Source organism: Moraxella nonliquefaciens (assembly GCF_001679005.1).
Classification (GTDB): domain Bacteria; phylum Pseudomonadota; class Gammaproteobacteria; order Pseudomonadales; family Moraxellaceae; genus Moraxella; species Moraxella nonliquefaciens.
Window position 1 is genome coordinate 157513 of record NZ_LXTW01000012.1, and the last position, 22568, is coordinate 180080.

Genomic DNA, 22568 nt, shown 5'->3' on the forward strand with positions numbered 1-22568 from the left:
ACTTTTAAAGGCCACTATTATAACTGAAACAATGCTGTTTTTGTTTTGTTCAGTTGGCATCAAAATATAATATAAGGATAAAGTCTGTGAGACTATCTTTTTCTCCTAAGGGTCGGCATCTTATCGGCTTAGATGTCAGTACCACTTCTGTGAAACTTGTTGAGCTGACAAAGCAACAAGCAAGACTTCATTTGAAGTCTTACGGCGTTGAGCCATTAGAGCCGGGTTGGGTTGTTGATAAAAATATTGTCAATAGCGAAGAAGTGGGTGAGGCCATCGCTCGTTTGGTGCGTCGCTCTGGTGCTGGTGCCAAAGATGCAGCAACGGCGGTATCAGGCTCAGCGGTCATCACCAAGGTTATTGACATGGAAGCAAACATGTCTGATGCTGACCGTGAAGCACAAATTAAGCTAGATGCAGAGCAGTACATTCCATATCCACTCTCAGAGGTGAATATGGATTTTGAAGTATTAGGACCATCCATAACCAACCCTGATTTGGTTCGGGTATTGCTTGCTGCTTCTCGTTCTGAGAATGTAGAACAACGTGTTGAAACGCTTTTGATGGGTGGATTGACAACCAAGGTAATGGACATTGAGTCTCATGCCATTGAGCGTGTCTTTGGTCTGATGGTGGATAATCTACCTAATGAGCCACAGGTGGTGGCACTCATTGACCTAGGACATAAGCAGTCTACGCTATATATCGCCAAAGATGGAGAATTCATCTATAACCGTGAACAAAGTTTTGGCGGGGCTCAGCTGACCGAAGAGATTCAAGCACGTTATAGCATTCCTTATCATGATGCTACCATCGGTAAGCATGAACATACTTTGCCTACTGATTATCATGAGGGTGTGCTGATGCCTTTTATGGAAAATATCGTCCAGCAAATCAGCCGTTCATTGCAGTTTTATTTTTCATCCAGCGAATATAACAATGTTGATCACATCATTTTATGTGGTGGCACCTCTACATTACCAGGTCTGGCACAGATGGTACAAGAACGTGTTGGAGGTATGGTGTCTGTGGCAAATCCTTTTGAGGGCATGTCTATTGATTCACGCATTGACACTGCCATGCTCCAAAAAGATGCACCAAGCCTGATGGCGGCATGTGGTTTGGCTTTAAGAGGGTTTGACTGATGGCACGTATTAACTTATTACCTTGGCGTAAAGAGCAGCGTGAACTTAGAAATAAAGAGTTTAATCTCTTGCTAATCGCTACCGCTGGACTTGCCATTTTGGCAACGATTTTGATTTTGTCTCTTTTGAGTAGGGAATTGACCAATCAACAAAATGCCAATCAACGTATCGAGGATGCTAATGCACAGCTTGATGTTGCTCTAAAATCTATTGAAGATTTGGATGCCCAACGTGAGCAGATGCTATCTCAGATGAAAGTCATTCAAGATTTGCAAGGTCGTCGCTCGGTGCCTGTGCGTGTGTGGGATAACATTGCTCGTGCGGTTCCAAAAGATACCATGTATTTGGTTAGCATAAAGCGTGAAGGCGATGTGATTACATTATCAGGTTTTGCTGCCAATCCCAACATTGTGGCAAATTTGGTACGTAACCTAAATGCCAGTGAATGGTTGGATGGTTCGGCGGTGGTGAGCATTAAGAGTAAAATTGAAGCTTATCAAAATACACCCTCTCAACAGGTGGCCAGTGCAGGCGTGCGTTCCATCTACCCTGAGGAGAGTTATGTAGAATTTGTGGTAACTACTAATATTCATTACCAAGACACCAAAGATGAACCTGATGATGCAACTGATGAAAACGTTACTCTGCCCCCCACTATTGTGGACGGTGAAGGCATGAGCAATCAAGAATTGCCCGAAGTACCAACCATTGGTATTGATAACGCCCCAGGTCAAACACCTTCAACCACAAGCGAGACAGCACCCACCCTTGAACCTGCTGATAGTGTGGCAGGGACAGACACAGCTGATACGCCTAACACCCAAAATGTACAACCTGCACCTACAAATGGCAGTACTCAGGTAGGAGGTCAATCATGAAATCACCTTTTAAAAAACCCAAATCAGCAACCGATGCGACCGCTACCCCAGAAGAGAGTACCAACAAAAAAATCAAACTGGGTAAAGCAAATACATCAAAGCCAAAAGGTTTGGGTAAGTCTAAAATAAAAATCAAAGGTAAAAAAGTAGGTGCTAAGCCTAAAAAGCCCGCTTTTGATTCCAAAAAATTCATGGCCGAGGTCAATTCCTTAAATGCTCAAAACTACGGCTCTGCACCAATGCCAGTTAAGATTTTTATCTTAGTGATGTTGGTGGCATTCATTTTAGCACTTGCTTGGTTTGTATTGGTCTCTAAAAAACTTGATGAAATTAAAGCAACAGAGGCGCAGCAATCGGTTTTATTAGAACAGTATAGAGAAAAAGAATCCAAAGCTCGCCATCTACAAACTTATGAAGAGCAGGTAGAACAAATGAAAATTGATTTTGCTGACCTGTTAGCGCAGTTGCCTACTGACACCCGTGTGCCTGAATTGGTAGATGGTATTAATATGGTAGGTAGTGGCAGTGGGGTTCGTTTCCAAGACATTTCAGTGCAAGGTGAGGTTGAACAAGAGTTTTTCATTGAACAGCCGATCCAGATTATCGGTTTGGGCGATTACCATCAGTTTGGTTCATTTGTCAGTGGTATTGCAGCACTGCCACGAATCATTACCATGCATGATTTTGAGATTAAAAATCCTCAGCCATCGCTTGATAGAATGCCTGAGTTACAATTAGTGTTGCAAACCAAAACTTACCGCTCCAAAGGTGTGGATGTAAATGCAACAACCGAAGGAGAGCAATGATGATAAACAATTCTTCTAAGGTCGGTGTCAGTTTGTTGCTGGCGTTCCTATGGATGACAGGTTGTACTGATCGCATCAGTGTTGCCGAGTCAGAAATGCAAGAAATTAGAAGTCAAGGTTCGCAAGCCATTGAACCGCCACCAGAGTTGCTCAAAATTGAAGATTTTACTTATGTTGCCAATGGCATATCAGACCCATTTGTGACACAAAGTTTGCGTAATCGCCAACAAAAAATTGAGCAGGCACCTTCGGTGAAGCCAGATGAGAATCGGACAAAAGAACCGCTTGAATCTTATGAATTGGCTGAGCTTATCTATCGTGGCAAAGTAACCGCTCCCAATGGACAGGAATTTGGATTGATACAAACACCAAATGGCATGGTTCATGATGTTCAAAAAAATAATTATTTGGGCAAAAACCATGGTCGTATCGCTGAGATTACAGCAACACAAATCAATCTCTTTGAGATTGTTAAAGATGTTGATGAGCAATACGTTGAAAAAACCACCTCGTTGGTGTCACCAAATTAATAGAGCCAACTAGATTTATTCTGAGGACAAAATAATGAATTTTTTAAACAAAAAATCCGCCTTTGCTTATTCTGCGTTGGCAATCAGTTTCATGTCGGTTCAGGCACATGCTTTGACCATCCAAGGTCTATCAGCCAGCCAAATCAGTGCTGATACGACACAAATTAAGATTGCTTTTGATGGTGAGCCTGTGTCTCCTGTTGCTTATCAGCAGGCAGGTGGCAAACAGCTCACCCTTGATTTTAATCAAGTAGACAGTGAGGGGATGCCAAGAAACATGCCAATTAATCGTGGTGTGGTCAATGAAATAACCGCATTAAACAACGGCTCAATGACACGTTTGGTGATTGATTTAAAAGAGCAAGCAAACTACACCAGTAGCATCGAGGATAATCACCTGCTTGTCAATGTCAAGCATGCCAATCAAAAAAACATTAATCAAGCATCATCAAGCTCATCTGTTGCCTTAGCATCTGATCAGCCGATGACGGTCAAAGTAAATCCACTGCTTGCACCAACCGCTGCATCATTGGCTGTCAATTATGATGGCGTTTCGTCAATTAATTATACAGGCAATACCAATAGTGCCAATGTTACCATCAATCTCACCAATGAAAACATTCCTGTGGATGTGCAACGTCAGGGCAATAAATTGGTCATTCGTACCACAGGTGCGACCATTCCACGCCATTTAATAAGACGCATCGCTGGTAATGACTTAGTGGCAGATATCAATGCGACCAACCAAGGTCAAAATGGTGTGATTAGTATCAACATGACCGATGATTTTGAGTATCAAGCGTATCAGTCAGGTTCAACCCTAAACATTTCAGTATTGCCACCTAAGCTTTTGCGTGAACCTACCCTGGAAGAGAAAGTGTATACTGGCGAACCTTTGTCTATGGAGTTCCAAGACGTCTCGGTGCGTACCGTTTTAGATGTGTTGGCAAAATTTGTGAATGATAATGCCAGTGACAGTCAGAGTTATTTAAATATTGTTGCCAATGACTCTGTGCAAGGCAGTATCACACTAAGACTCATTAATGTACCATGGGATCAAGCCTTGGATATCATCCTAAAAAGTAAAGGCTTAGGTCAGCGTAAAAATGGTAATGTGATTTTGATAGCTCCTGCCAGCGAGATTGCCGCTGAGGAAATCAAAGAGTTAGAAGATGCCAGAAGAGTGGATGAATTAGAACCCATTCGTCAAGAATACATTCGCCTAAATTATGCCAAAGCAGAGGATATCCATGAATTGATAGGCAGAGTGGGCAGTGCAAGTAGCACAATTGGTTCAGCTAACAATCACAATTCACTGCTTAGCCCACGTGGTAATGCCACCTTTGACGCTCGCACTAACACCATCATTATTAATGATACAGCACGAAGCATTAATAATGTACGCCAATTGATTGAAACCATTGATATTCCTGTCAAGCAGGTCATGATTGAAGCTCGCATTGTGAACGCGTCGGATTCGTTCTCCAAACAGCTGGGTGTTAAATGGGGTTTTAATAGAACTGGTAACAAATTTGACATTCGTGGCATGAATGGTTTGTCTTCTTCAAATACCGAATCACGCTTTGGTAACTTTGCTGTTGATTTGGGTGTTACAGCGACAAGCGGCATATCGCTGGGACTTTTAAACATTGATAACTATGCACTGGGCTTGGAGTTATCAGCGATGCAAGCGGATAATAAAGGGGAACTTATCTCTTCACCAAAGGTCTTAACAACCGACAAGCAAACGGCAAAAATATCATCTGGGATAGAGATTCCTTATCAAGAGGCAGCAGCCAGCGGTGCAACGAGCGTCAGTTTCAAACAAGCAGCCTTGGCTCTGTCTGCCACACCAAACATCACCCCAGAGGGTAAAATTGGTCTACAATTACAAATTACCAACTCTGCGGACTCTGGCGATAGGGTCTTGGGCGTGCCAATTCTTACCACAGATGAGATTAATACTAATGTTGTCTTGGAAGATGGTCAGACCGTGGTATTGGGTGGCGTCTTTAAAAATACCATTGGTAAGAATCAAAATAAAGTACCTTTCTTAGGCGATCTGCCAGGTGTGGGGCGTTTATTTAGAAATGATGTCAGACTAAATAATAAACAAGAACTGCTTATTTTTGTTACACCACGCATCGTCAATGATGGTATCAGTCGCTATTGATATTAATGATTTGGATGAAAAAGCAGACTCTTTGGTCTGCTTTTTTGTGTTCACAAAAAACCACTGGTCATCATTACCCAAACCTTGTATGATAAGGCATTTATGTTTAGTGATTTGATTATGAATGTAGAATCATCGGCGGTGATTGTAGAGGTTTTGGTTGAAAAACCCATTCATCACTATGCCCATCTATTGCCCCCCATCTTTTTGGTAGGGCCTATGGGGGCGGGCAAGACAACCATTGGTAAACTGCTCGCCAAGCATCTAAAACGCCCCTTTTTGGATGTGGATTGTTATATCAGCAAAAAGGCAGGAGCGGACATTCCTTGGATTTTTGCCAAAGAAGGAGAGTTGGGTTTTCGTGAGCGAGAAAGTCGTGCCATGAATGAACTGTCTGCCTTGTCAGACATCGTATTGGCAACAGGTGGTGGTGTGGTTGAGCGTGAATGCAATCGAGAATATCTAAAACGTGGATTGGTTATTTTTTTGGATGCGAGCGTGGACACCCAAATCCATCGCACCAAAAAAGACAAGAATCGCCCTTTGTTGCAAAATGACAATCCCAGAGCAGTTTTAGAAAACCTTTACCAAAGACGTGCCCCTTTATATCAAAAAGTGGCAGACATTACGGTTACCACAGGACATGTTTATCCCAAACAGATGATGAATGAGATATTAGACCTTTTGACTGCTTATGCCAAAAATCTTGAAAATCAGTCAAATGCAACATAATCGCTTTTTAAATGATTTATTTATTTTACCCATTTCTTATTTTACCGACCATTTTGAATAAATCCCCATGACACACATTGCCAGCACACTTAGCGTTCATACCCAAAGCCATGACTATCCCATTTTTATCGGTACCAGCTGTGCAGATGATATGGATTTGGCAAGTCCCATTTTGCCTTTTATCAAGGGCAAGCAAGTACTTATCGTTACTAATACCACAGTTGCTCCTTTGTATTTGGTGAATTTAACCAACCACTTGATGGCGGAGCATTTGACCGTGGCAAGTTGTATTTTGCCAGATGGTGAGCAATATAAAAACCAAGAATATATCAATATTATTTATGACATGCTGATGAAAAATCATTTCACCCGAGATTGTACGCTCATCGCCCTAGGTGGTGGAGTGATTGGTGACATGACAGGGTTTGCAGCGGCAAGCTTTATGCGTGGCGTGAACTTCATTCAAGTACCAACCACGCTACTGGCACAGGTGGACTCATCGGTAGGTGGCAAGACAGGCATTAATCATCCGCTTGGTAAAAACATGATTGGGGCATTTTGGCAGCCTGCTTGTGTGTTGGCAGACATGCGTACATTTGATACGTTGCCCAAAAGAGAATTTGCGGCAGGACTGGCAGAGGTGGTAAAATACGCTTTGATATTTGATAAAGATTTCTTAGATTGGCTTGAAACAAATGCCATCAAAATCAACGCCAGAGATGCCCAGATACTAAGTGACATGGTGTATCGTTGCTGTGATTATAAAGCACAAATCGTCGCCAGTGATGAGCGAGAATCAGGCGTGCGTGCCTTACTCAACTTTGGACATACCTTTGGACATGTCATTGAGACGCACATGGGTTATGGTAATTGGCTTCACGGAGAAGCAGTGGCGGTAGGTATGGTGCAGGCGATGCTGATGTCCTACAAATTGGGCTTTATTGGTTGGCATGAGATGAAACGAGTGATTGATTTATTGCAAATTTTTAATTTGCCAGTCAAACCGCCTTATATAGAATCATCTGTGGCATTAGATTTGATGGGGCATGACAAAAAAGTACAAGATGGCAATATCCGCCTTGTTTTGTTAAAAAAGCTCGGTCGGGCATTTGTAACCAAAGATTTTGATATAAAGACACTCATGCAAGTGCTAGATGGCACTGCTTATTAATTTTAGACGGCAGGGCTTATTGTGTGATAAAAATTCAACATGCCCACATAAAAAAGGCAATACCATGACCCAAAGTATGGCGATGATTCATAAAAAATCCAAAAAACAAGCATTGATTTGGCTTGTTATGGCAGGCATTATGTTGATATTGTGGTTTTTTATGTCACTCTTTGATGGCACACCAGTGACTGCCAAAGAACGCAAAAAGACCCAAGTGGTGGCAGAAGACTTTGCTTTACCCCTAACAATTGATCATTTAAATGAGTTGGCAAGGGAGGTGCCACCCATTGATTTTACAACAGTGGTGCAAGATTTGCGTAATTATCCTGCCGAATTTAAAGACAAAAAATTTTTTGAGAATAATAAAAAACGCTGGACGGTGCAAGTGATGGATGTGGCTCAAAATGAAATCATTACCGAATATCTCAAAAGGCGTAATGACCGTGAAAAATTTGCCTATTTTCGTTATTATAATACCAACAACGAACAGCGTTATATTCTCACCTATGGCATCATGGGCAGCACCCAAGAGGCACTGGGGACGATAAAAACGATAGATTTTGAACTGCCCAAAAGCATCATGCCCATGCCCGAACAGATGAGTCGTTATGTAAGCATGATAGATAATTATGAACGTCCAGAGATGCTTGTGAATGTTTCTAAGGAGGCACCACGTTTGGTAAAATTACAACCTACCGAAAAAGAAATTCCCGCCCAAGCACCAAAAGAAGAGATGAGCCAAAAAATACACGAGCCTAAGACCGTCAAAGAAGAACAGGTTGCTGATTTTGATGAAGAAGTCAAACCTAATGAACAGTCCAATACTAAGACCAGTGCCAAACCTACTGCCAAATCTAATACTAAGCCCAGTGCCAGACCTAATGAACAGCCCAATGAACAAATCAATCGTCTTAATGCCAATGAACAACTTAAAATGCCACCGACCATCACACCCAAAGAAATGCCAAAACAGCCCAAACCACAACAAACTCAGCCCAAATCTAAACCATCCGCCCAAGGTGTAAATATTGCTGATTTGACACCTGCCCCACCCATCTCTGGTATGAATACATCCGTGATACCAGGTGATGAATGATGGACATGCATGCAAATAATCACTGCCAAAGAATGAATGAGGGTATGCAATGAAAAATTTGAATGCTCAGATGGTATTGGAACAATTAAAAGCAGGTAATTTGCGTTATATTGAAAAAATCACAAATGCCAAAGAACATTACCAACCCCCGCCCATATTGGTAGAAGAGCAGTTACCATCAGCGATTATCTTAGGATGTTCGGATGCTCGTGTGCCTGTGGAGTTGATTTTTGATCAAAAATTGGGCGAAATGTTTGTGATCCGAGTGGCGGGTAATGTGGTTGCCCCAAGTCAGATCGGTTCGGTAGAGTTTGCTGCTGAAAAATTCGGTACCGAACTTGTTGTTGTGCTTGGACATAGCCACTGTGGCGCGGTAACAGCATGCGTGGAAACACTCATCAACCCTGAGCAGTATTATTCGCCCAATTTACAATCCATTGTTGACAGAATCCGCCCCAGTGTATACAATCTACATGAGATATTAACCGCAGATGGCAACGAGATAGATATGGATGAGTTTATTGACCGTGCTGTGCGTGCCAATGTAAGACTGTCGGTTAGCCAATTAAAATCAGGCTCACGCAGTTTGGAGGATATGGTCAATGGCGGACGATTGACCATTGTCGGTGCAGAGTATGATGTTGCCACTGGTAAAGTGAACTTTTTTGAATGATTTTATCAATAGGTTTATTAAAATCTACCGATGTGGCAAAATCTTGTTGCCTTATCCCAACTAAGTGTTTTATCGATTAAATGTCAATCAAATATCAACCTAAATGGAGAAATTAATGACTTTCATACCCCAGCCTGACCAAGCCTTGACCGCTGATGGCGTCAAAGACATTCCAACAGCATCTGAGAACTTTACTTTTAATCACACCATGCTACGTATCAAAGACCCTGCCAAATCACTAGAATTCTATACTGGCGTGCTTGGAATGACCCTATTACGCCACAGTCAGTTTCCTGATGCCGAATTTGACCTATATTTTTTGGCAAAATTGACCGCTGATGAGCGTGACAATCTGCCTGCTGCTGGTGATTTGACCGCTTATGTTTCTCGCCAACGTGGCATCTTAGAGCTGACACACAACTATGGCACTGAAAATGATGCCAATTTTAGCTATCATGACAGCAACAGCGACCCCAAAGGTTTTGGGCATATTTGCTTTGCTGTACCCAATTTGGCGGAGGCGGTGGCATGGTTTGATAAAAACAATGTCGTGTTCCAAAAACGCCCTGAGGATGGTAATATGAAAGACATTGCCTTTATTAAAGACCCAGATGGCTACTGGATAGAGATTATTGAGTTAAAAGGCTAAAACTTAAGCAAATGGCTAAAATCAAAAACACGCTTTTGGGCGTGTTTTTGGTTGTTGGTTATTAATTGTTTATAATCTTATCTACATGGTCAAAAAAGTACTTGCACCTAGATGGATGGTAGGGCAAGCCGATAGGTGTATTTATACTTTGTTAAATGATAAGTCTGATAGTATTTGATGATATCAGATAGCTTTTCAAAATTCATAGATTTAACCTGTTTTACGGTGCGACATTACACCGCAAAACAGAATAAGTTAAGCCATGCTAATTAAATCAGGGTTTTTGTCAAGCAATCTAATTAGGGTAATGGCTGGGCCTGTTGGTGTTCTAATGCCTTGTTCCCAATTTCTAAGCGTTTTAGGGCTAATATGTAACTTCTGGGCGAACTGGGTTTGTGATAGCCCTGTTTTTGCCCGAATGTCTTTGATGTTTGGGCGTTCATAGGTGAATGTACGACTTGGGGCAATTTCGCCCTTTGTAATGGCAATGGCTTCATTCATAGAAGCGACGATGTCATCAAATAGTTGCTTATCCATTTTTAAGCTCCTGTTTTAGTATGGTGATAAGGGTTTTAAAAACCGCTTTTTCAGCATTAGTAATATTATCTTTGACGGATTTTGGATAAACCGCAAACAGATAAATGCGACCAAATTCATCTGTATAATAATATAAGATTCTAACTCCGCTACTCTTGCCACTGTTACGACCAAAACGAATCTTTCTAAGTCCACCAGTACCTTGAATTAAATCCCCTTTTTGTGGGTCATTTAACAGCTCATTTTGAATCTTGCGATATTCATCATCATCAAATAATTCTTTAATGGCTTTTGTAAAAATACTGGTTTCAATAAAGGTCAATAACTGCATTTGTAGCTCCTAATTTGATGATATTATATAACCCATTGGGGTATAAGTCAAGAGCTATTTTCAGATTGGGTTTGGGTTGTATCAAAATCAGCATTATTGGTAAAGCTATTTGTTTTAGAGTGATAAACTTTGCCATTATTGATGTAATCTAGACATTCATTGATTGGTAATGTCATGCGGTTGCCATAAGAATTGTATGCGATGCAATCATTACCCATTTTCATAACACCCCTTACTTGTAACATGGGGTCTTGATGTCTGATGATGTAATCTTCTGGTAAATCCCTTTGGCATAAAAACAAGCGACGGTTGTGTAATTCATCTTGATGATGTTCATGGTTATTTTGAGTGATTGATTCACTTTGTGAACTGTTTTGATTATCGGTTGATAATGAAAATGTTGAATTGATGGCATCATCTTGCTGTGTTTTTTTGGTAGACTTTTGTTCTACGCCATAAATTTTAGAAAAAAAGTTATCATTAAAAAATAGCATTTTGACAGCAAAATAGCCAAATAAAATAACACCAAAAATAATAAAAAATAAGTTTTTGGGAATGCGTTTTTTGTGGGTGTGAATGGTTGCTGATTTATAGTACTTGTAAACGCTTTTATCATAATTAAAGCGTTCGGTGTGTTCGGCTAACTTTTTATTGCTTGGAGCATTTGAGGAATCAACACAATAAGCCCAATTAAAAATGGTCGCTGATGATAGACCCCACCCCCGATGTAAATGATGGTGCATGCCAACAACCGCCCTAAAATTGGGATGTAGCAATACAGGAAATTGAGTAATGCCAAAAATATCATGCCCTGTGTGACGGTGTATTTGCAGGGCATCACAAATCTCATTATCATAACGAGATTTTGTGTAGGGTTTTATTGTCTTTTGGATTGGATTGGCTTTGTGCCTTATGTGCCTTATCCAATGCGATAAGGTTGTCAATGTGGGCATTAAACAATTCTTTGGTGTTGGGAAGCTCAAAACACTTTGCATGTTTATAAGCGTGATGAATGCTTTTGTATGACAAAAGTTTGTCTAAGTGTTTGGCAGGGATGAAGAAGTCATCATCAGAGCCGTTTAGGGTTGCACAAACCTTGATATTATTGCCAACGCTTTTATAAATGCGTAGTTTTGAAGTCTTGTTTGACAGCTCAATAAGTGTTTCTTGATGGTCGTAGATTGAGAATAGATTTTTCATGTTGCCACTCCACATTGTGAGAATTTGCCAAGATTGGCGGTTAGGGGTATAATCTTATCTATATACCCAAAGGGGTTTAAACCCAAGGGGAATTTTTATGATTTCACAACTTTTTGATAATGCAACAAAAAAAGCAGGCAATCAAACAGCATTAGCCGAAATCTTAGGGCTAACACAGCAAAGATTATCAGCATTCAAAAACTACAAAACAGGGGATAAAAGAAAGCCCAACGATGAAACAATCATTAGGCTTGCGGAGTATATGGGACTAGATAAGGCAGATACTTTGTATCAAGCAAAATTAGAGTTAGAGCCTGAAAATGCACACCTTTGGGAGTTTCTAAATGGCGTGCCTGGCGGGAATTGAACCCACGACCTTTGGCTTCGGAGGCCAACACTCTATCCAACTGAGCTACAGGCACATTTTAATCCCATATTCTAGCAAAATTTTACCAAAATTACCATACTTTTTTAACATGCTAAAAAATATTGCTAATTTTTTACAAATTACATAAAAAACATGGCATTTTATCCTTGTTTTCCCTTATAATAGCAGGGGTAATTTTCCCAAACCCAGAATAACAAGATTATTCAAGGCTAAACGAGATAAGACAATGAAAAAAATTGTAACTTTATCTTTTGCCACATTGTTGGCAATTTTTGGCATGACGACAGGTCAAGCAAGTGAAGCACCTGCCAATGCAGAAGCGACCAACCAAGCTCAGGCAGAGACCGCAGTTGCAGAAGCATCACAAGCCCAAGCCAAAAAAGAACCCATTGTGCAGGACAGTGCTCAGGTCAAAAAGCTCATTGCCATGTATCCACAATTGGTGGCACGTATTGCCCCTGTGGGTAAAGTTTGCTTTGATGGTGAAGAGTGTGATATCAACATCACCGTACTGGCTCCTGCGGTAGAGGGTGTGGCTCGTCCAGGTGACCAACTTTATAAGGCAATCTGTGCCACTTGTCATGATGCAGGTTTGGTAGGAGCTCCCAAAATAGGTACCTCTGACTGGACAGCACGTATTGCCAAAGGTAAGACAACTTTGTATGACCATGCCATCAATGGCTTTAATGCCATGCCTGCCCGTGGTGGTGCAGACATCTCTGATGATGAAGTAAAAAATGCGGTTGATTATATCATCACTCAATCTCAATAATTTATCTAATGACACCAAATGGCTTAGGTGGGCAACCACTTAGGCGATTTGTCTTTGCTGTGTTTTGGTAATTTTTATATCATATTTTTATACCATATAAGATAACACCCATGCAAAACATGACTGACCAAACACACCCAGCCTAAACATAATTTTAAAAACCATGACCATGCCAGCTTTAACAATATCCAACCTTAAAAAAACCTATCCTAACGGCTTTACCGCCCTAAAAGGTGTGGATTTGACTGTGCCACAAGGTGAATTTTTTGCTTTGCTTGGTGCTAATGGGGCGGGTAAATCCACCATGATTGGTATTATTAGCTCATTATTTCCACAAACAGATGGTACGGTGCAGATTTTTGGTGTGGATTTGCACAAAAATCCAAGCCTTGCCAAATCCTATTTGGGCATTGTTCCCCAAGAATTTAATTTTAATCAATTTGAAAAATGTTTGGACATTCTCATCATTCAAGCAGGCTATTACGGCATAAAAAAGAAAGATGCTCTACCTCGGGCGCAATTTTTATTAAAAGAATTGGGGCTTTGGGATAAACAAGATGAAAAGGCTCGTTCGCTCTCTGGCGGTATGAAACGCCGTTTGATGATTGCTCGTGCCTTGATACACCGCCCCAAACTGCTCATATTAGATGAACCAACCGCAGGGGTAGATATTGAATTGCGTCGTTCTATGTGGGATTTTATTGAACACTTGAATAAAAATGAAGGCACTACCATTATTTTGACCACTCACTATTTAGAAGAAGCTGAACAGTTATGTAAATACATTGCCATATTAAATCATGGTGAGATTTTAATTAATACCGATATGAAATCACTACTTACGCAGTTATCGTTAGAAACTTTTGTATTTGATTTAAAAGATGAATTAAATAACACGCCAACCATCAATAATATCAGCCACATAACTTTATCGGATAATAAAACCCTAGAAATTACACTTAATAAAAACCAAAATCTAAATGATGTATTTCGCCAATTAAATGATTTTAATATCCAAATTGTTAGCATGAGAAATAAAAACAACCGCCTAGAAGAATTATTTATGGGAGTGGTAGACAATCACTCTCAAAATAGCAAATAAATGACGGAAAAAATATATTAATATTATTAAGGAAAATCATGAACAGTCAATTAGTCGCTTTTAACACCTTACTATTTAAAGAAATAAAACGCATTGTCCGTATTTGGCCTCAAACTTTATTGCCCCCTGTTATTACCATGACGTTATATTTTGTAATATTTGGACAAATGATAGGTTCTCGTATCGGAGAGATGGGAGGCGTGAGTTATATGCAATTTATCGTGCCTGGTCTTATCATGATGTCGGTCATTACCAACAGTTATTCTAATGTGGTTTCATCATTTTTTAGCACCAAATTTCATGGCAGTATTGATGAAATGTTGGTCTCGCCCATCTCCAAGCATGCCATATTATTGGGCTATGTGGGCGGTGGTGTGTTTCGTGGGCTTGCCATTGCGTTAATTGTGAGTATTGTGGCATTATTTTTTACCCAATTAACAATCAGTCATTTTCCGATCATGCTTATTACCATTATTGGCACATCTGTGTTGTTTTCATTGGGTGGATTTGTTAATGCAGTATTTGCCCATTCTTTTGATGATATTTCTATTGTGCCAAGTTTTATTTTAACGCCCTTAACTTATTTGGGCGGTGTATTTTATTCATTGGAGAATTTATCATCTTTTTGGCAAAATTTATCTTTACTAAACCCCATCGTATATATGGTCAATGCTTTTCGTTATGGCATATTGGGGCATTCTGATGTCAATGTTTGTTATTCGTTATTGGCAATTTTGGTATTTTGTGTATTGTTTTACGGTGTGGCGTATAAAATACTAAAAGATGGTAAAAGAATTCGAATCTCTTGATATTACTAATACATATTTTCATACAATGGCAGATAATCATGTGATGATAAATTGAATGATATTAAACATTCGTCAAATTTTAATAAAATGCCATCAATGGTAAATACTTCCACTGGATTGAGGTAAATATAATGAGTATTCATGGCGTATTAGGTGAGAGTACCACTTATTCAAAAACTTATGACCCTGCTATTTTATATCCCATATCTCGTCAAATCGGGCGAGATGAGATTTTAAAAGAGGTGAATTTTGATTTTAATGAATATGATGATGACTTAAAAAAAGGTGCTGATATTTGGCAAGCCTTTGAATTGTCGTGGCTAAACCCTATTGGTGTCTCACAAGTGGCAATGGCTCGCTTTATCATCCCTGCCAATTCACCAAATATTATAGAATCCAAATCATTAAAGTTGTATCTAAATAGCCTAAACTTTACCAAATTTCATCATATCAATGAATTAAAAAGCATTTTGCAAAAAGATTTATCCATTTGTGTGGGTGCTGATGTGGGTGTAGAGATTATTGAGATGGACAGTGATGAGCTGACCATTGCAAGACCGATGGGCATTTGTATTGATGAGGCGTTGCATGATTTTTCCGATGAGGTTATTTTAACCGATGATATTGATGATGGTTTTTTGAAAAATGCCAATAAAGGTGAATTAAAAACATATCAATTTTATAGCAATCTGTTACGTTCAAACTGCCCTGTAACCAATCAACCTGATTGGGGGACGGTGCAAATTGAAATAACAAGCGAGTATGAATTGGATTTTGGCGATGTATTAAAATACATTTTGTCATTTAGGCAACATAACGGTTTTCATGAGCAGTGCGTAGAGCGTATATTTGCTGACTTGATGATGTCTTTTCATCCAACCTCCTTAAAAGTGCTGGCAAATTATACCAGACGTGGAGGCATTGATATCAACCCTGTACGAGTTTTTCATGCCAATAGGGGGCAGATGCTAAGATTGATTCGTCAATAAAAGACAAACAAAAAAAGACAAACCGTCTGGTCTGCCTTTTTGGATATACCGCTGTCAACATATTAAAAATCAAAACTTTGCTAATAACTCATCCAGTTCTAACAACGCTTTATCATCACTGCCACGTTTGGCGTATTCGTATTTGCCATCAGTCAGGTTACGCTCTGAGACAACAATACGATGTGGAATGCCAATCAGCTCCAAATCAGCAAATTTAACACCCGCTCGCTCGTCTCTGTCATCTAGTAGAACGTTTACACCTTTTGATTTTAGGATTTTGTAAAGCTCATCTGCCTTAGCTTCGGCATTGCCATCTTTGGACTTCATGGGAACGACAGCCACATAAAAAGGTGCGATATTATCGGCAGGGTCTGGGGTGTTTGCCCATAGACAACCTTTGTCATCATGGTTTTGTTCTAGGCTTGCTGCGATGATACGGCTCACACCAATGCCATAACAGCCCATCATGAGTGTAACAGGCTTGCCCTCTTTGCCAAGTACAGTACAACCTAAGGCGTGTGAGTATTTGTTACCAAGCTGAAAAATGTGCCCAACCTCAATGCCACGCTTGATTTGTAGCACGCCTTTACCATCAGGGCTCGGGTCGCCGTTTACGACGTTGCGAATGTCTGCCACTTCTGTGTAGACAGCATCACGCTCCCAGTTCATGCCTGTGGTGTGTTTGTTGGCGATGTTTGCACCGCTGACAAAATCCGCCATGACCGAAGCACTTTTATCAACAATCACAGTCATGCCATATTGTGCTAAGTCCACACCGATATAGCCTTTGATGAGACCTGCCGTCTTTATCTCGTCCTCTGTTGCCATTTCTAGGGGTGCTTTGACTTGTGGTAACTTCTGTGCTTTTAACTCGTTTAGGGTATGGTCGCCACGAAGCACAAGAGCAACCAGCTTTGGCATGTCAGGGGCATCATCTGAGTGTGAGCCTTTGACGATGAGCGTTTTTACCGTACATGTCAGGTCTAAGCCCAAATACTCCGCCACTTCTTGACAGGTAGGCATATTTGGTGTGTCCACATTCGTACGTGGTTTGCTTGGGGCAGGGCGTGTGGTGATACAGACCGCTTCGGCAAGCTCTACATTGGCTGAATAATCCGACTCTGTGCTAAATGCAATGTCATCTTCACCGCTGTCGGCAAGCACATGAAATTCATGGCTGGCAAATCCTCCAATTGAGCCAGTATCAGCTTGTACCGCCCGAAAATCAAGCCCTAAACGAGTAAAAATACGTTCATAAGCATCATAGAAATCTTGATAAGTTTGGGCAAGACTGTCTTTGTCAATATGAAACGAATAAGCATCTTTCATGGTAAATTCACGAGCTCGCATCACGCCAAAACGTGGACGAATCTCATCACGGAATTTGGTTTGGATTTGATAGTACGTACAAGGCAGCTGTTTGTAGCTATTTAATTGGTTGCGAGTAATGTCGGTAATAACCTCTTCGTGGGTGGGGCCTAGCACAAAATCACGATTATGGCGGTCCTTAAAGCGAAGTAGCTCCGCCCCATAATCCTCCCAACGCCCACTCTCTTGCCACAGTTCGGCAGGTTGGACAACAGGCATGAGCAGTTCTTGGGCGTCTATACGTTCCATCTCTTCACGGACAATTTTTTCAACTCGTTTTAATACACGCAAGCCCATGGGCATCCACACATAAAGCCCTGAGGCAAGTTTGCGAATCAGTCCTGCCTTTATCATCAGCTGGGCGGAGATGACATCAGCATCGCTTGGGGTGTTACGAAGTGTGGCTAGGGTAAATTGGCTGGCTTTCATGATAATTCTCACTGATTGATATTTTAGGTTGTGTTTTGCACTTTAAAAGGATTGGCAAAGCAAATTAGCGTTACTTTGTTCATGTAGGAGCAGGGCATAAGTAGGGTGTTTTGGCATAACATTCATCCCATACGTCCAAATTTTATCACATCGCTAAAATGGTTTGGTAAAATGCCCCAAATTTCACATTTGGTAAAAACGTATTATATTAAAGTAAACTTTGGTAACTGTGCAAGTCTTTTTATTAAAATTTCACAAATTTTTCCCCATAAAATGTTATGATAACCAAAGACACCAACTCTTTAACCCTTATTTTACCCTTATTTTACTTTTTTATTCATCCATCCATACAGGGAGACACATGATTATGCCTACCCCAAAATCCAAAAAAACCAATAAATTCACCTTATTTTGTGTCGTGGCTGTCATGGCGATGATTGTGTTTTTGGCGATTTTTTGGACGCTAAAATTCACCGAGGAGCCCGCCGTATCTGCCATTAGCCGAGATGGTGTTGTTACTGAGATTCAAAAAATGGCTCGCTTAAATACCGTTGCTTTTAGCGTGGATACGGTCATCACTGCCCAAAAAGAGGGTAATTGGTACAAACTTTGGCAGGACGAACAAAAAGGGCTTTTTGTGGCAAAAGGACGTGTTTTGGCAGGCGTGGATTTAGAAAAAATTACGGCACAAAACGTGGTTGTTACCTTTGACCCTCAGACCGATCCCAAAGTCGCCCCGCACGCCAACATTACCGTAACCTTGCCCCCATCGCAGGTATTTGAAGTTTTTCTTGATGACATTCAGGTCTATGACTGGAAAACAGGGTTATTTGGTGTTGCTAATAATGACCCACAAATCCTAAATCAAGCCCAAATATCCGCCAAAACCGAGGTGCTAAAAAAAGCATGTCAAGGTGATATCATGACACTTGCTACCAATAATGCCACCCATCAAATCAAGGGCTTATTTGCCTTGACAGGGGCGACGGTAACCGTTAAGGGTGATGTGGGAGCATGCAGGGTATGAATGATTTGGCATGCCACATTGCTTAAAATGGGCGTGCTTGCCTTGTGGTTTATATCCATAATAATTTTATGGGTATAAAAATATTACCCAAAGGTAAAATATTCATACTGTTTGGTATAGCCGTAAACTAAATTATGTTATAAAATACGGTCAGCGAAAGTTTGCTGAATTTATCTTTATTGTTATCCGTTTATAAATGGCTTTTATATGTGCCTGATTTTGAGAAAATTATTGATTAAAATTAAGTTTTATTGATTAATGACAGTAACACATGACTAATGACATCGCTGTCTGTGTCATCATTATCAATGGAATCGCAGATTTTTCAATAATTATTCTTATTTGTATCGTGCAAACAACCTTACTTTAAAAGACTTCCTGTAAAACCTTAAATTCTTGAATAAAATTGCTCGTGGCAAATTTGAACATTCTGATGATTTGTCGCCATCTTTTGATGGTTTTGGGGTAAATGGAAAATCTGGTATTGTAGAAAGTCTCGCTTCTGATGAAGCTTCACCCTAACGCCTTGCCAAAATGCCATGCCAAATTTTTTAGCATGACATGAGATAATGGTATTTTATTGACCTTTAAAATTTTCTACTTGAATTTTTGGGGGTTATTTAAAATCAACAATTATCATTCATGGTCGTATTAATTAAATTTGATGTTGCAATGTTGATATTGGGATAATATAAAAGCATCAATCAAAGGTTGATTGATGTATGTTGTATTAATTGCAAGATTAAGCAAATATTTTCTTTATCAAAAATATCAAAATAATGGCGTTAGGTAATTTAATCAATAATCTCAAAGCAGTCGCTTTGGTTAGTTAAGAGTATATCATGACGAGTACTGATAGCAAAAATACGATGCGTATTGCCATGGTTGGTATCAGCCCTGCCGACCAAATTACTTTTAAGGGTTATCTGCGTGTTTTATTACGCTTGGATGTGGATTTGGATTGGGTATCTGCTCAGGTTGATGATGTGGATTTATATGTCATCAATCAAGATTTTAAACATTCTGCCAGCGTACAAAAACTCATTGATGCCCATCCACGCACCCCCATTTTATACCTTTGTCGTAATCTGGCAGGCGATGGTGGCATCACTGATGATTTGTTGGTATTGCCCCTAAAACAAATCAACAACCTAAATCAATGGCTGCACCAAAAAGTAAGTGTCTTAAAAGGATTGGCCTATCAGACGCCAAGCACATCTGAGACGCCCATTAAGACAGCCCAAACAGCCGAGTCTACTCAGACAGCACAACAAGCACAGCCTGCCACAGCAAAGATGAATGATTTGATAGAGTTGGTTAAAACGTTGCATACTCGCCCTAAGTCTTTATTTGAGCTGACCCAAGATGGTGAGGTGTTGGCTGTCATTGATGGGGCACGCCAGTTGGTGTGGCTAAAAAGTGCCAAAGTGGCAGATGTAACGGCGTGGCGACTGCGAGTGTATGGCGGGATGGCAGGTGAGTCTAAGCATGCCATAGACATGAATCAGTGGCTTTATCAGATTGCATGGGTAAATTCCGATAAGTTACTACCGCTTATCAATCCCCAAGCCCGTCACCAGTTGCGTTCGTGGGCAAAACCTGATAACAATGCCGACAGACGCATCATTTTGCGAACGATGGTTGCCTTAGAAGATACAGCACGCACGGTAGATGAGATTGTGGTACGTACAGGACTGAGCCGTCTTATTGTTCAAAAGGTGATTGCCTCACTGCTGTTCTCTCAGCATTTGACGGATAATAGTTACCAAAATATCAGTACCACCATTACGCCAGTACCGACCGTACCAGCACCGACCGCCCCAGTTGCCAAACCCATTCCCGCCAGTGAACCCAAACCTGAACCAAAAACCACCGAGCAACAAGAGAAGTTGGGTTTCTTATCACGTCTGCGTCGTAAGTTGGGATTATGATGATATCTTAATTTGCAATATCTGTATTTTTATCATACAATTATCGTCATTATTTGTATTTATTATTTAGGTAGTATTTATGCAGCGTCTAAAAATCGTATTTAGTGGTCCGATGGGTGCAGGTAAGACCCAAGCCATTTCTAGCCTCTCCGACATTCCTGTTGTCTCAACAGAGGTTATGAACACCGACCTTGACACCAACGCTAAGCTCTTGACCACGGTTGGTATGGATTACGGTGAGCTTACCGTTGATGGTGGGGCAAGTATTGGACTGTATGGCACCCCAGGTCAGGAGCGTTTTAAATTTATTTGGCCCATTTTATCGCAAGGTGCTTTGGGTGTGGTGATTTTGATTGACCATTCAGCGGCTGACCCTGTGGCGGATTTGACGCACTATTTAAAGATTTTTGATGACATTTATGATGGTCGTATCGTCCTTGGTGTTAGTCAGGTTGATAAAATGCCTGAGCGTGAGCTTTCTATTTATCGTGATTATTTGGCAGGTATTGGACGTAATTTACCGCTATTTCCTGTGGACATGCGTAAACGTGAAGATGTTTTATTACTCGTTGAGAGCATCATCGCCAGTTTAGAACAATCTGAATGATTGATGTCATAATACTGATACAAAAATAAACATATTGGAGTAATATCATGAGTCTTAGTCCTTTTAAATTGGATTCTAATCGCATCAAACCTGCCGAACAGTTCGTTACGCTCTCCAAAGAGACTTTGCATGAATTGTTACATTCTACCACGGGTGTGGATGGCGTGTTATTGGCATCAACTGATGGTTTTGAGGTGTCATCCATTTTTCAAAAAAACTATGATGGCAATAAACTCTCAGCGGTTGGTTCATCTATTTTGGCATTGGTACAAGCTTTGACTGCCGAAGCACAGTTGACAGGATGTCGTTCGGTGATTTTGGATGCTGAAAATGGTAAAATCATGATCAGTTCTGTGCCAAATGCCAACCAGCCCATGATTTTGATTGTGGTAACCAAACAGCAAGTACTGCTTGGGCAAATCATGCATGCCATGAATAAAGCAACCGCTCGCTTGGTAGAGCTTGACAGTCAGCACCATGGCAAATAAGTAACCGCTGACCAATCGACATCATTTTATCACAAAAAGCTGATTTTAGCCATATAGTGCTTGATGGATTAATGTTTGACTGACCTTAGTGCAAAAGCCAAAAAATAGGCAGGGCTGACCATGAGTATTGGGACTATTATCATCATCATTGCCATGCTTTTTGTGCTTGGTAATATCATGAGCTTAAAACCAAAGATGAGCGAGGTTCGCGTGGGTAATATGCGAATGGTTGCTCGTAAGATGGAGTTGCATCCTAAGCTGGTTGCCATGCCCGATTGGCTAAAAAATCACAGGCATGATGGATATGATGGACAGAGTACACAAGCCTTAGCCAGTCATGACATGATGGCTAAATATACCATCATCAATGATGACTGGCAACTGCCCGCCAAACGCTTGCTATGGACAGGGGGCGATTGGCAAAACGAAGATGGTGCGTCCATCAATTTAGAGATACCCCCCAGGTCGCTGTTACCCCATATTCAAGGACTGACCACCAAAGCCAATAGTATTAGCATCTACTGGCAAGATGAAAAATACGCCAAAAGTTTTGCCATCAAAGATGAACAGGTGATGACAATGATAGAGCAAGATTTGTTGGCACTAAAAGTATTTTTGCAAAATGTGCATCATGCCAACCCATAAAGATTGCTCCCATTTCATAACCATTTAAGCATAAAATTGTTAAAATATTTCATCTGGCTATTGACAAAACATCAAAGCCACCTTATAAAGTG

26 protein-coding genes and 1 tRNA gene are annotated in these 22568 nt (G+C 40.6%); 21 read left to right on the top strand and 6 right to left on the bottom strand.

The annotated features are described in order from the left end of the window. Positions 1-86: 86 nt before the first annotated feature. The 10 genes from A7456_RS04880 (at position 87) to gloA (ending at position 9853) form a co-directional block, all read left to right on the top strand. Positions 87-1145, top strand: a complete 1059-nt coding sequence (locus A7456_RS04880) for a pilus assembly protein PilM (protein ID WP_066892115.1) — start codon at positions 87-89, stop codon at positions 1143-1145. After that, positions 1145-2023 (top strand): PilN domain-containing protein, encoded by an 879-nt coding sequence (locus tag A7456_RS04885; protein ID WP_067008198.1) that lies wholly within the window; start codon positions 1145-1147, stop codon positions 2021-2023. The genes A7456_RS04880 and A7456_RS04885 overlap by 1 nt, the downstream gene beginning before the upstream one ends. Beyond that, complete coding sequence (locus tag A7456_RS04890; RefSeq protein ID WP_082995445.1) at positions 2020-2829, top strand: type IV pilus inner membrane component PilO; 810 nt, start codon at positions 2020-2022, stop codon at positions 2827-2829. The genes A7456_RS04885 and A7456_RS04890 overlap by 4 nt, the downstream gene beginning before the upstream one ends. Beyond that, positions 2829-3359, top strand: coding sequence for a pilus assembly protein PilP (locus A7456_RS04895; RefSeq protein WP_227713290.1), 531 nt, complete (start codon positions 2829-2831; stop codon positions 3357-3359). Before A7456_RS04890 ends, A7456_RS04895 begins: the two co-directional genes overlap by 1 nt. A gap of 34 nt (positions 3360-3393) precedes the next feature. Further along, complete coding sequence (locus A7456_RS04900) at positions 3394-5532, top strand: type IV pilus secretin PilQ (protein ID WP_067008203.1); 2139 nt, start codon at positions 3394-3396, stop codon at positions 5530-5532. Positions 5533-5652: 120 nt separating this feature from the next. After that, positions 5653-6264 (top strand): shikimate kinase, encoded by a 612-nt coding sequence (locus tag A7456_RS04905; protein WP_066888959.1) that lies wholly within the window; start codon positions 5653-5655, stop codon positions 6262-6264. 67 nt (positions 6265-6331) lie between these two features. Then, the gene (gene aroB, locus A7456_RS04910) at positions 6332-7435 is read left to right on the top strand and encodes a 3-dehydroquinate synthase (RefSeq protein WP_066892204.1); all 1104 of its coding nucleotides are present in this window, start codon (positions 6332-6334) and stop codon (positions 7433-7435) included. Positions 7436-7499: 64 nt separating this feature from the next. After that, the gene (locus tag A7456_RS04915; protein ID WP_145916063.1) at positions 7500-8531 is read left to right on the top strand and encodes a hypothetical protein; all 1032 of its coding nucleotides are present in this window, start codon (positions 7500-7502) and stop codon (positions 8529-8531) included. A gap of 49 nt (positions 8532-8580) precedes the next feature. Beyond that, entirely contained in the window at positions 8581-9204 is a 624-nt protein-coding gene (locus A7456_RS04920) for a carbonic anhydrase (RefSeq protein WP_066888871.1), read from the top strand. A 115-nt stretch (positions 9205-9319) separates the two neighbouring features. Next, positions 9320-9853 (top strand): lactoylglutathione lyase, encoded by a 534-nt coding sequence (gloA, locus tag A7456_RS04925; protein ID WP_066888869.1) that lies wholly within the window; start codon positions 9320-9322, stop codon positions 9851-9853. 255 nt (positions 9854-10108) lie between these two features. Here gloA and nadS read toward each other — a convergent pair whose 3' ends face one another. Genes nadS through A7456_RS11380 form a run of 4 tightly spaced genes read right to left on the bottom strand, consistent with a single transcriptional unit; the run spans position 10109 to position 11921 of the window. Then, positions 10109-10390, bottom strand: a complete 282-nt coding sequence (gene nadS, locus A7456_RS04930) for a NadS family protein (RefSeq protein WP_062498565.1) — start codon at positions 10388-10390, stop codon at positions 10109-10111. Continuing rightward, positions 10383-10712 (bottom strand): type II toxin-antitoxin system RelE/ParE family toxin, encoded by a 330-nt coding sequence (locus A7456_RS04935; protein WP_062498575.1) that lies wholly within the window; start codon positions 10710-10712, stop codon positions 10383-10385. Before A7456_RS04935 ends, nadS begins: the two co-directional genes overlap by 8 nt. Before the next feature lie 56 nt (positions 10713-10768). Next, positions 10769-11674 (bottom strand): zonular occludens toxin domain-containing protein, encoded by a 906-nt coding sequence (locus tag A7456_RS04940; RefSeq protein ID WP_158512481.1) that lies wholly within the window; start codon positions 11672-11674, stop codon positions 10769-10771. Further along, the gene (locus A7456_RS11380; RefSeq protein WP_158512482.1) at positions 11574-11921 is read right to left on the bottom strand and encodes a hypothetical protein; all 348 of its coding nucleotides are present in this window, start codon (positions 11919-11921) and stop codon (positions 11574-11576) included. Before A7456_RS11380 ends, A7456_RS04940 begins: the two co-directional genes overlap by 101 nt. A 97-nt stretch (positions 11922-12018) precedes the next feature. On the opposite strand from A7456_RS11380, the gene A7456_RS10925 reads away from it, so the two are divergent. Beyond that, positions 12019-12288 (top strand): helix-turn-helix domain-containing protein, encoded by a 270-nt coding sequence (locus tag A7456_RS10925; RefSeq protein WP_082995448.1) that lies wholly within the window; start codon positions 12019-12021, stop codon positions 12286-12288. On the opposite strand, the gene A7456_RS04950 is transcribed toward A7456_RS10925, so the two are convergent. Further along, a tRNA-Arg gene (locus tag A7456_RS04950) sits at positions 12267-12343 on the bottom strand. The genes A7456_RS10925 and A7456_RS04950 overlap by 22 nt on opposite strands. A 192-nt stretch (positions 12344-12535) precedes the next feature. Here A7456_RS04950 and A7456_RS04955 point away from each other — a divergent pair. The 4 genes from A7456_RS04955 to queF all read left to right on the top strand — a co-directional run bounded on the left by A7456_RS04955 (position 12536) and on the right by queF (position 15981). Next, positions 12536-13081, top strand: a complete 546-nt coding sequence (locus A7456_RS04955) for a c-type cytochrome (RefSeq protein WP_066888863.1) — start codon at positions 12536-12538, stop codon at positions 13079-13081. Positions 13082-13250: 169 nt separating this feature from the next. Continuing rightward, positions 13251-14183, top strand: coding sequence for an ABC transporter ATP-binding protein (locus tag A7456_RS04960; protein ID WP_406946780.1), 933 nt, complete (start codon positions 13251-13253; stop codon positions 14181-14183). A gap of 38 nt (positions 14184-14221) precedes the next feature. After that, positions 14222-14992, top strand: a complete 771-nt coding sequence (locus tag A7456_RS04965; protein WP_067008211.1) for an ABC transporter permease — start codon at positions 14222-14224, stop codon at positions 14990-14992. 131 nt (positions 14993-15123) lie between these two features. Then, positions 15124-15981, top strand: a complete 858-nt coding sequence (gene queF / locus A7456_RS04970) for an NADPH-dependent 7-cyano-7-deazaguanine reductase QueF (protein ID WP_067008212.1) — start codon at positions 15124-15126, stop codon at positions 15979-15981. 69 nt (positions 15982-16050) lie between these two features. Here the strand turns inward: queF and A7456_RS04975 are convergent, their stop codons facing one another. Beyond that, complete coding sequence (locus A7456_RS04975) at positions 16051-17778, bottom strand: proline--tRNA ligase (RefSeq protein WP_067008213.1); 1728 nt, start codon at positions 17776-17778, stop codon at positions 16051-16053. 361 nt (positions 17779-18139) lie between these two features. Between A7456_RS04975 and A7456_RS04980 the strand changes: the two genes are divergently transcribed. The 6 genes from A7456_RS04980 to A7456_RS05000 all read left to right on the top strand — a co-directional run bounded on the left by A7456_RS04980 (position 18140) and on the right by A7456_RS05000 (position 22476). After that, positions 18140-18805 (top strand): DUF4230 domain-containing protein, encoded by a 666-nt coding sequence (locus A7456_RS04980; RefSeq protein ID WP_067008619.1) that lies wholly within the window; start codon positions 18140-18142, stop codon positions 18803-18805. A gap of 396 nt (positions 18806-19201) precedes the next feature. After that, a complete protein-coding gene (locus A7456_RS11895; RefSeq protein ID WP_265091092.1) occupies positions 19202-19327 on the top strand; it encodes a hypothetical protein in 126 nt (41 codons plus the stop codon). Between the two features lie 320 nt (positions 19328-19647). Continuing rightward, positions 19648-20736 (top strand): hypothetical protein, encoded by a 1089-nt coding sequence (locus tag A7456_RS04985; RefSeq protein WP_067008216.1) that lies wholly within the window; start codon positions 19648-19650, stop codon positions 20734-20736. Positions 20737-20815: 79 nt separating this feature from the next. Further along, positions 20816-21343, top strand: a complete 528-nt coding sequence (locus tag A7456_RS04990) for a GTP-binding protein (protein ID WP_066888851.1) — start codon at positions 20816-20818, stop codon at positions 21341-21343. A gap of 47 nt (positions 21344-21390) precedes the next feature. Continuing rightward, the gene (locus tag A7456_RS04995; RefSeq protein WP_066888849.1) at positions 21391-21831 is read left to right on the top strand and encodes a roadblock/LC7 domain-containing protein; all 441 of its coding nucleotides are present in this window, start codon (positions 21391-21393) and stop codon (positions 21829-21831) included. A 120-nt stretch (positions 21832-21951) separates the two neighbouring features. Further along, entirely contained in the window at positions 21952-22476 is a 525-nt protein-coding gene (locus A7456_RS05000; RefSeq protein ID WP_067008219.1) for a hypothetical protein, read from the top strand. Positions 22477-22568: the final 92 nt, after the last annotated feature.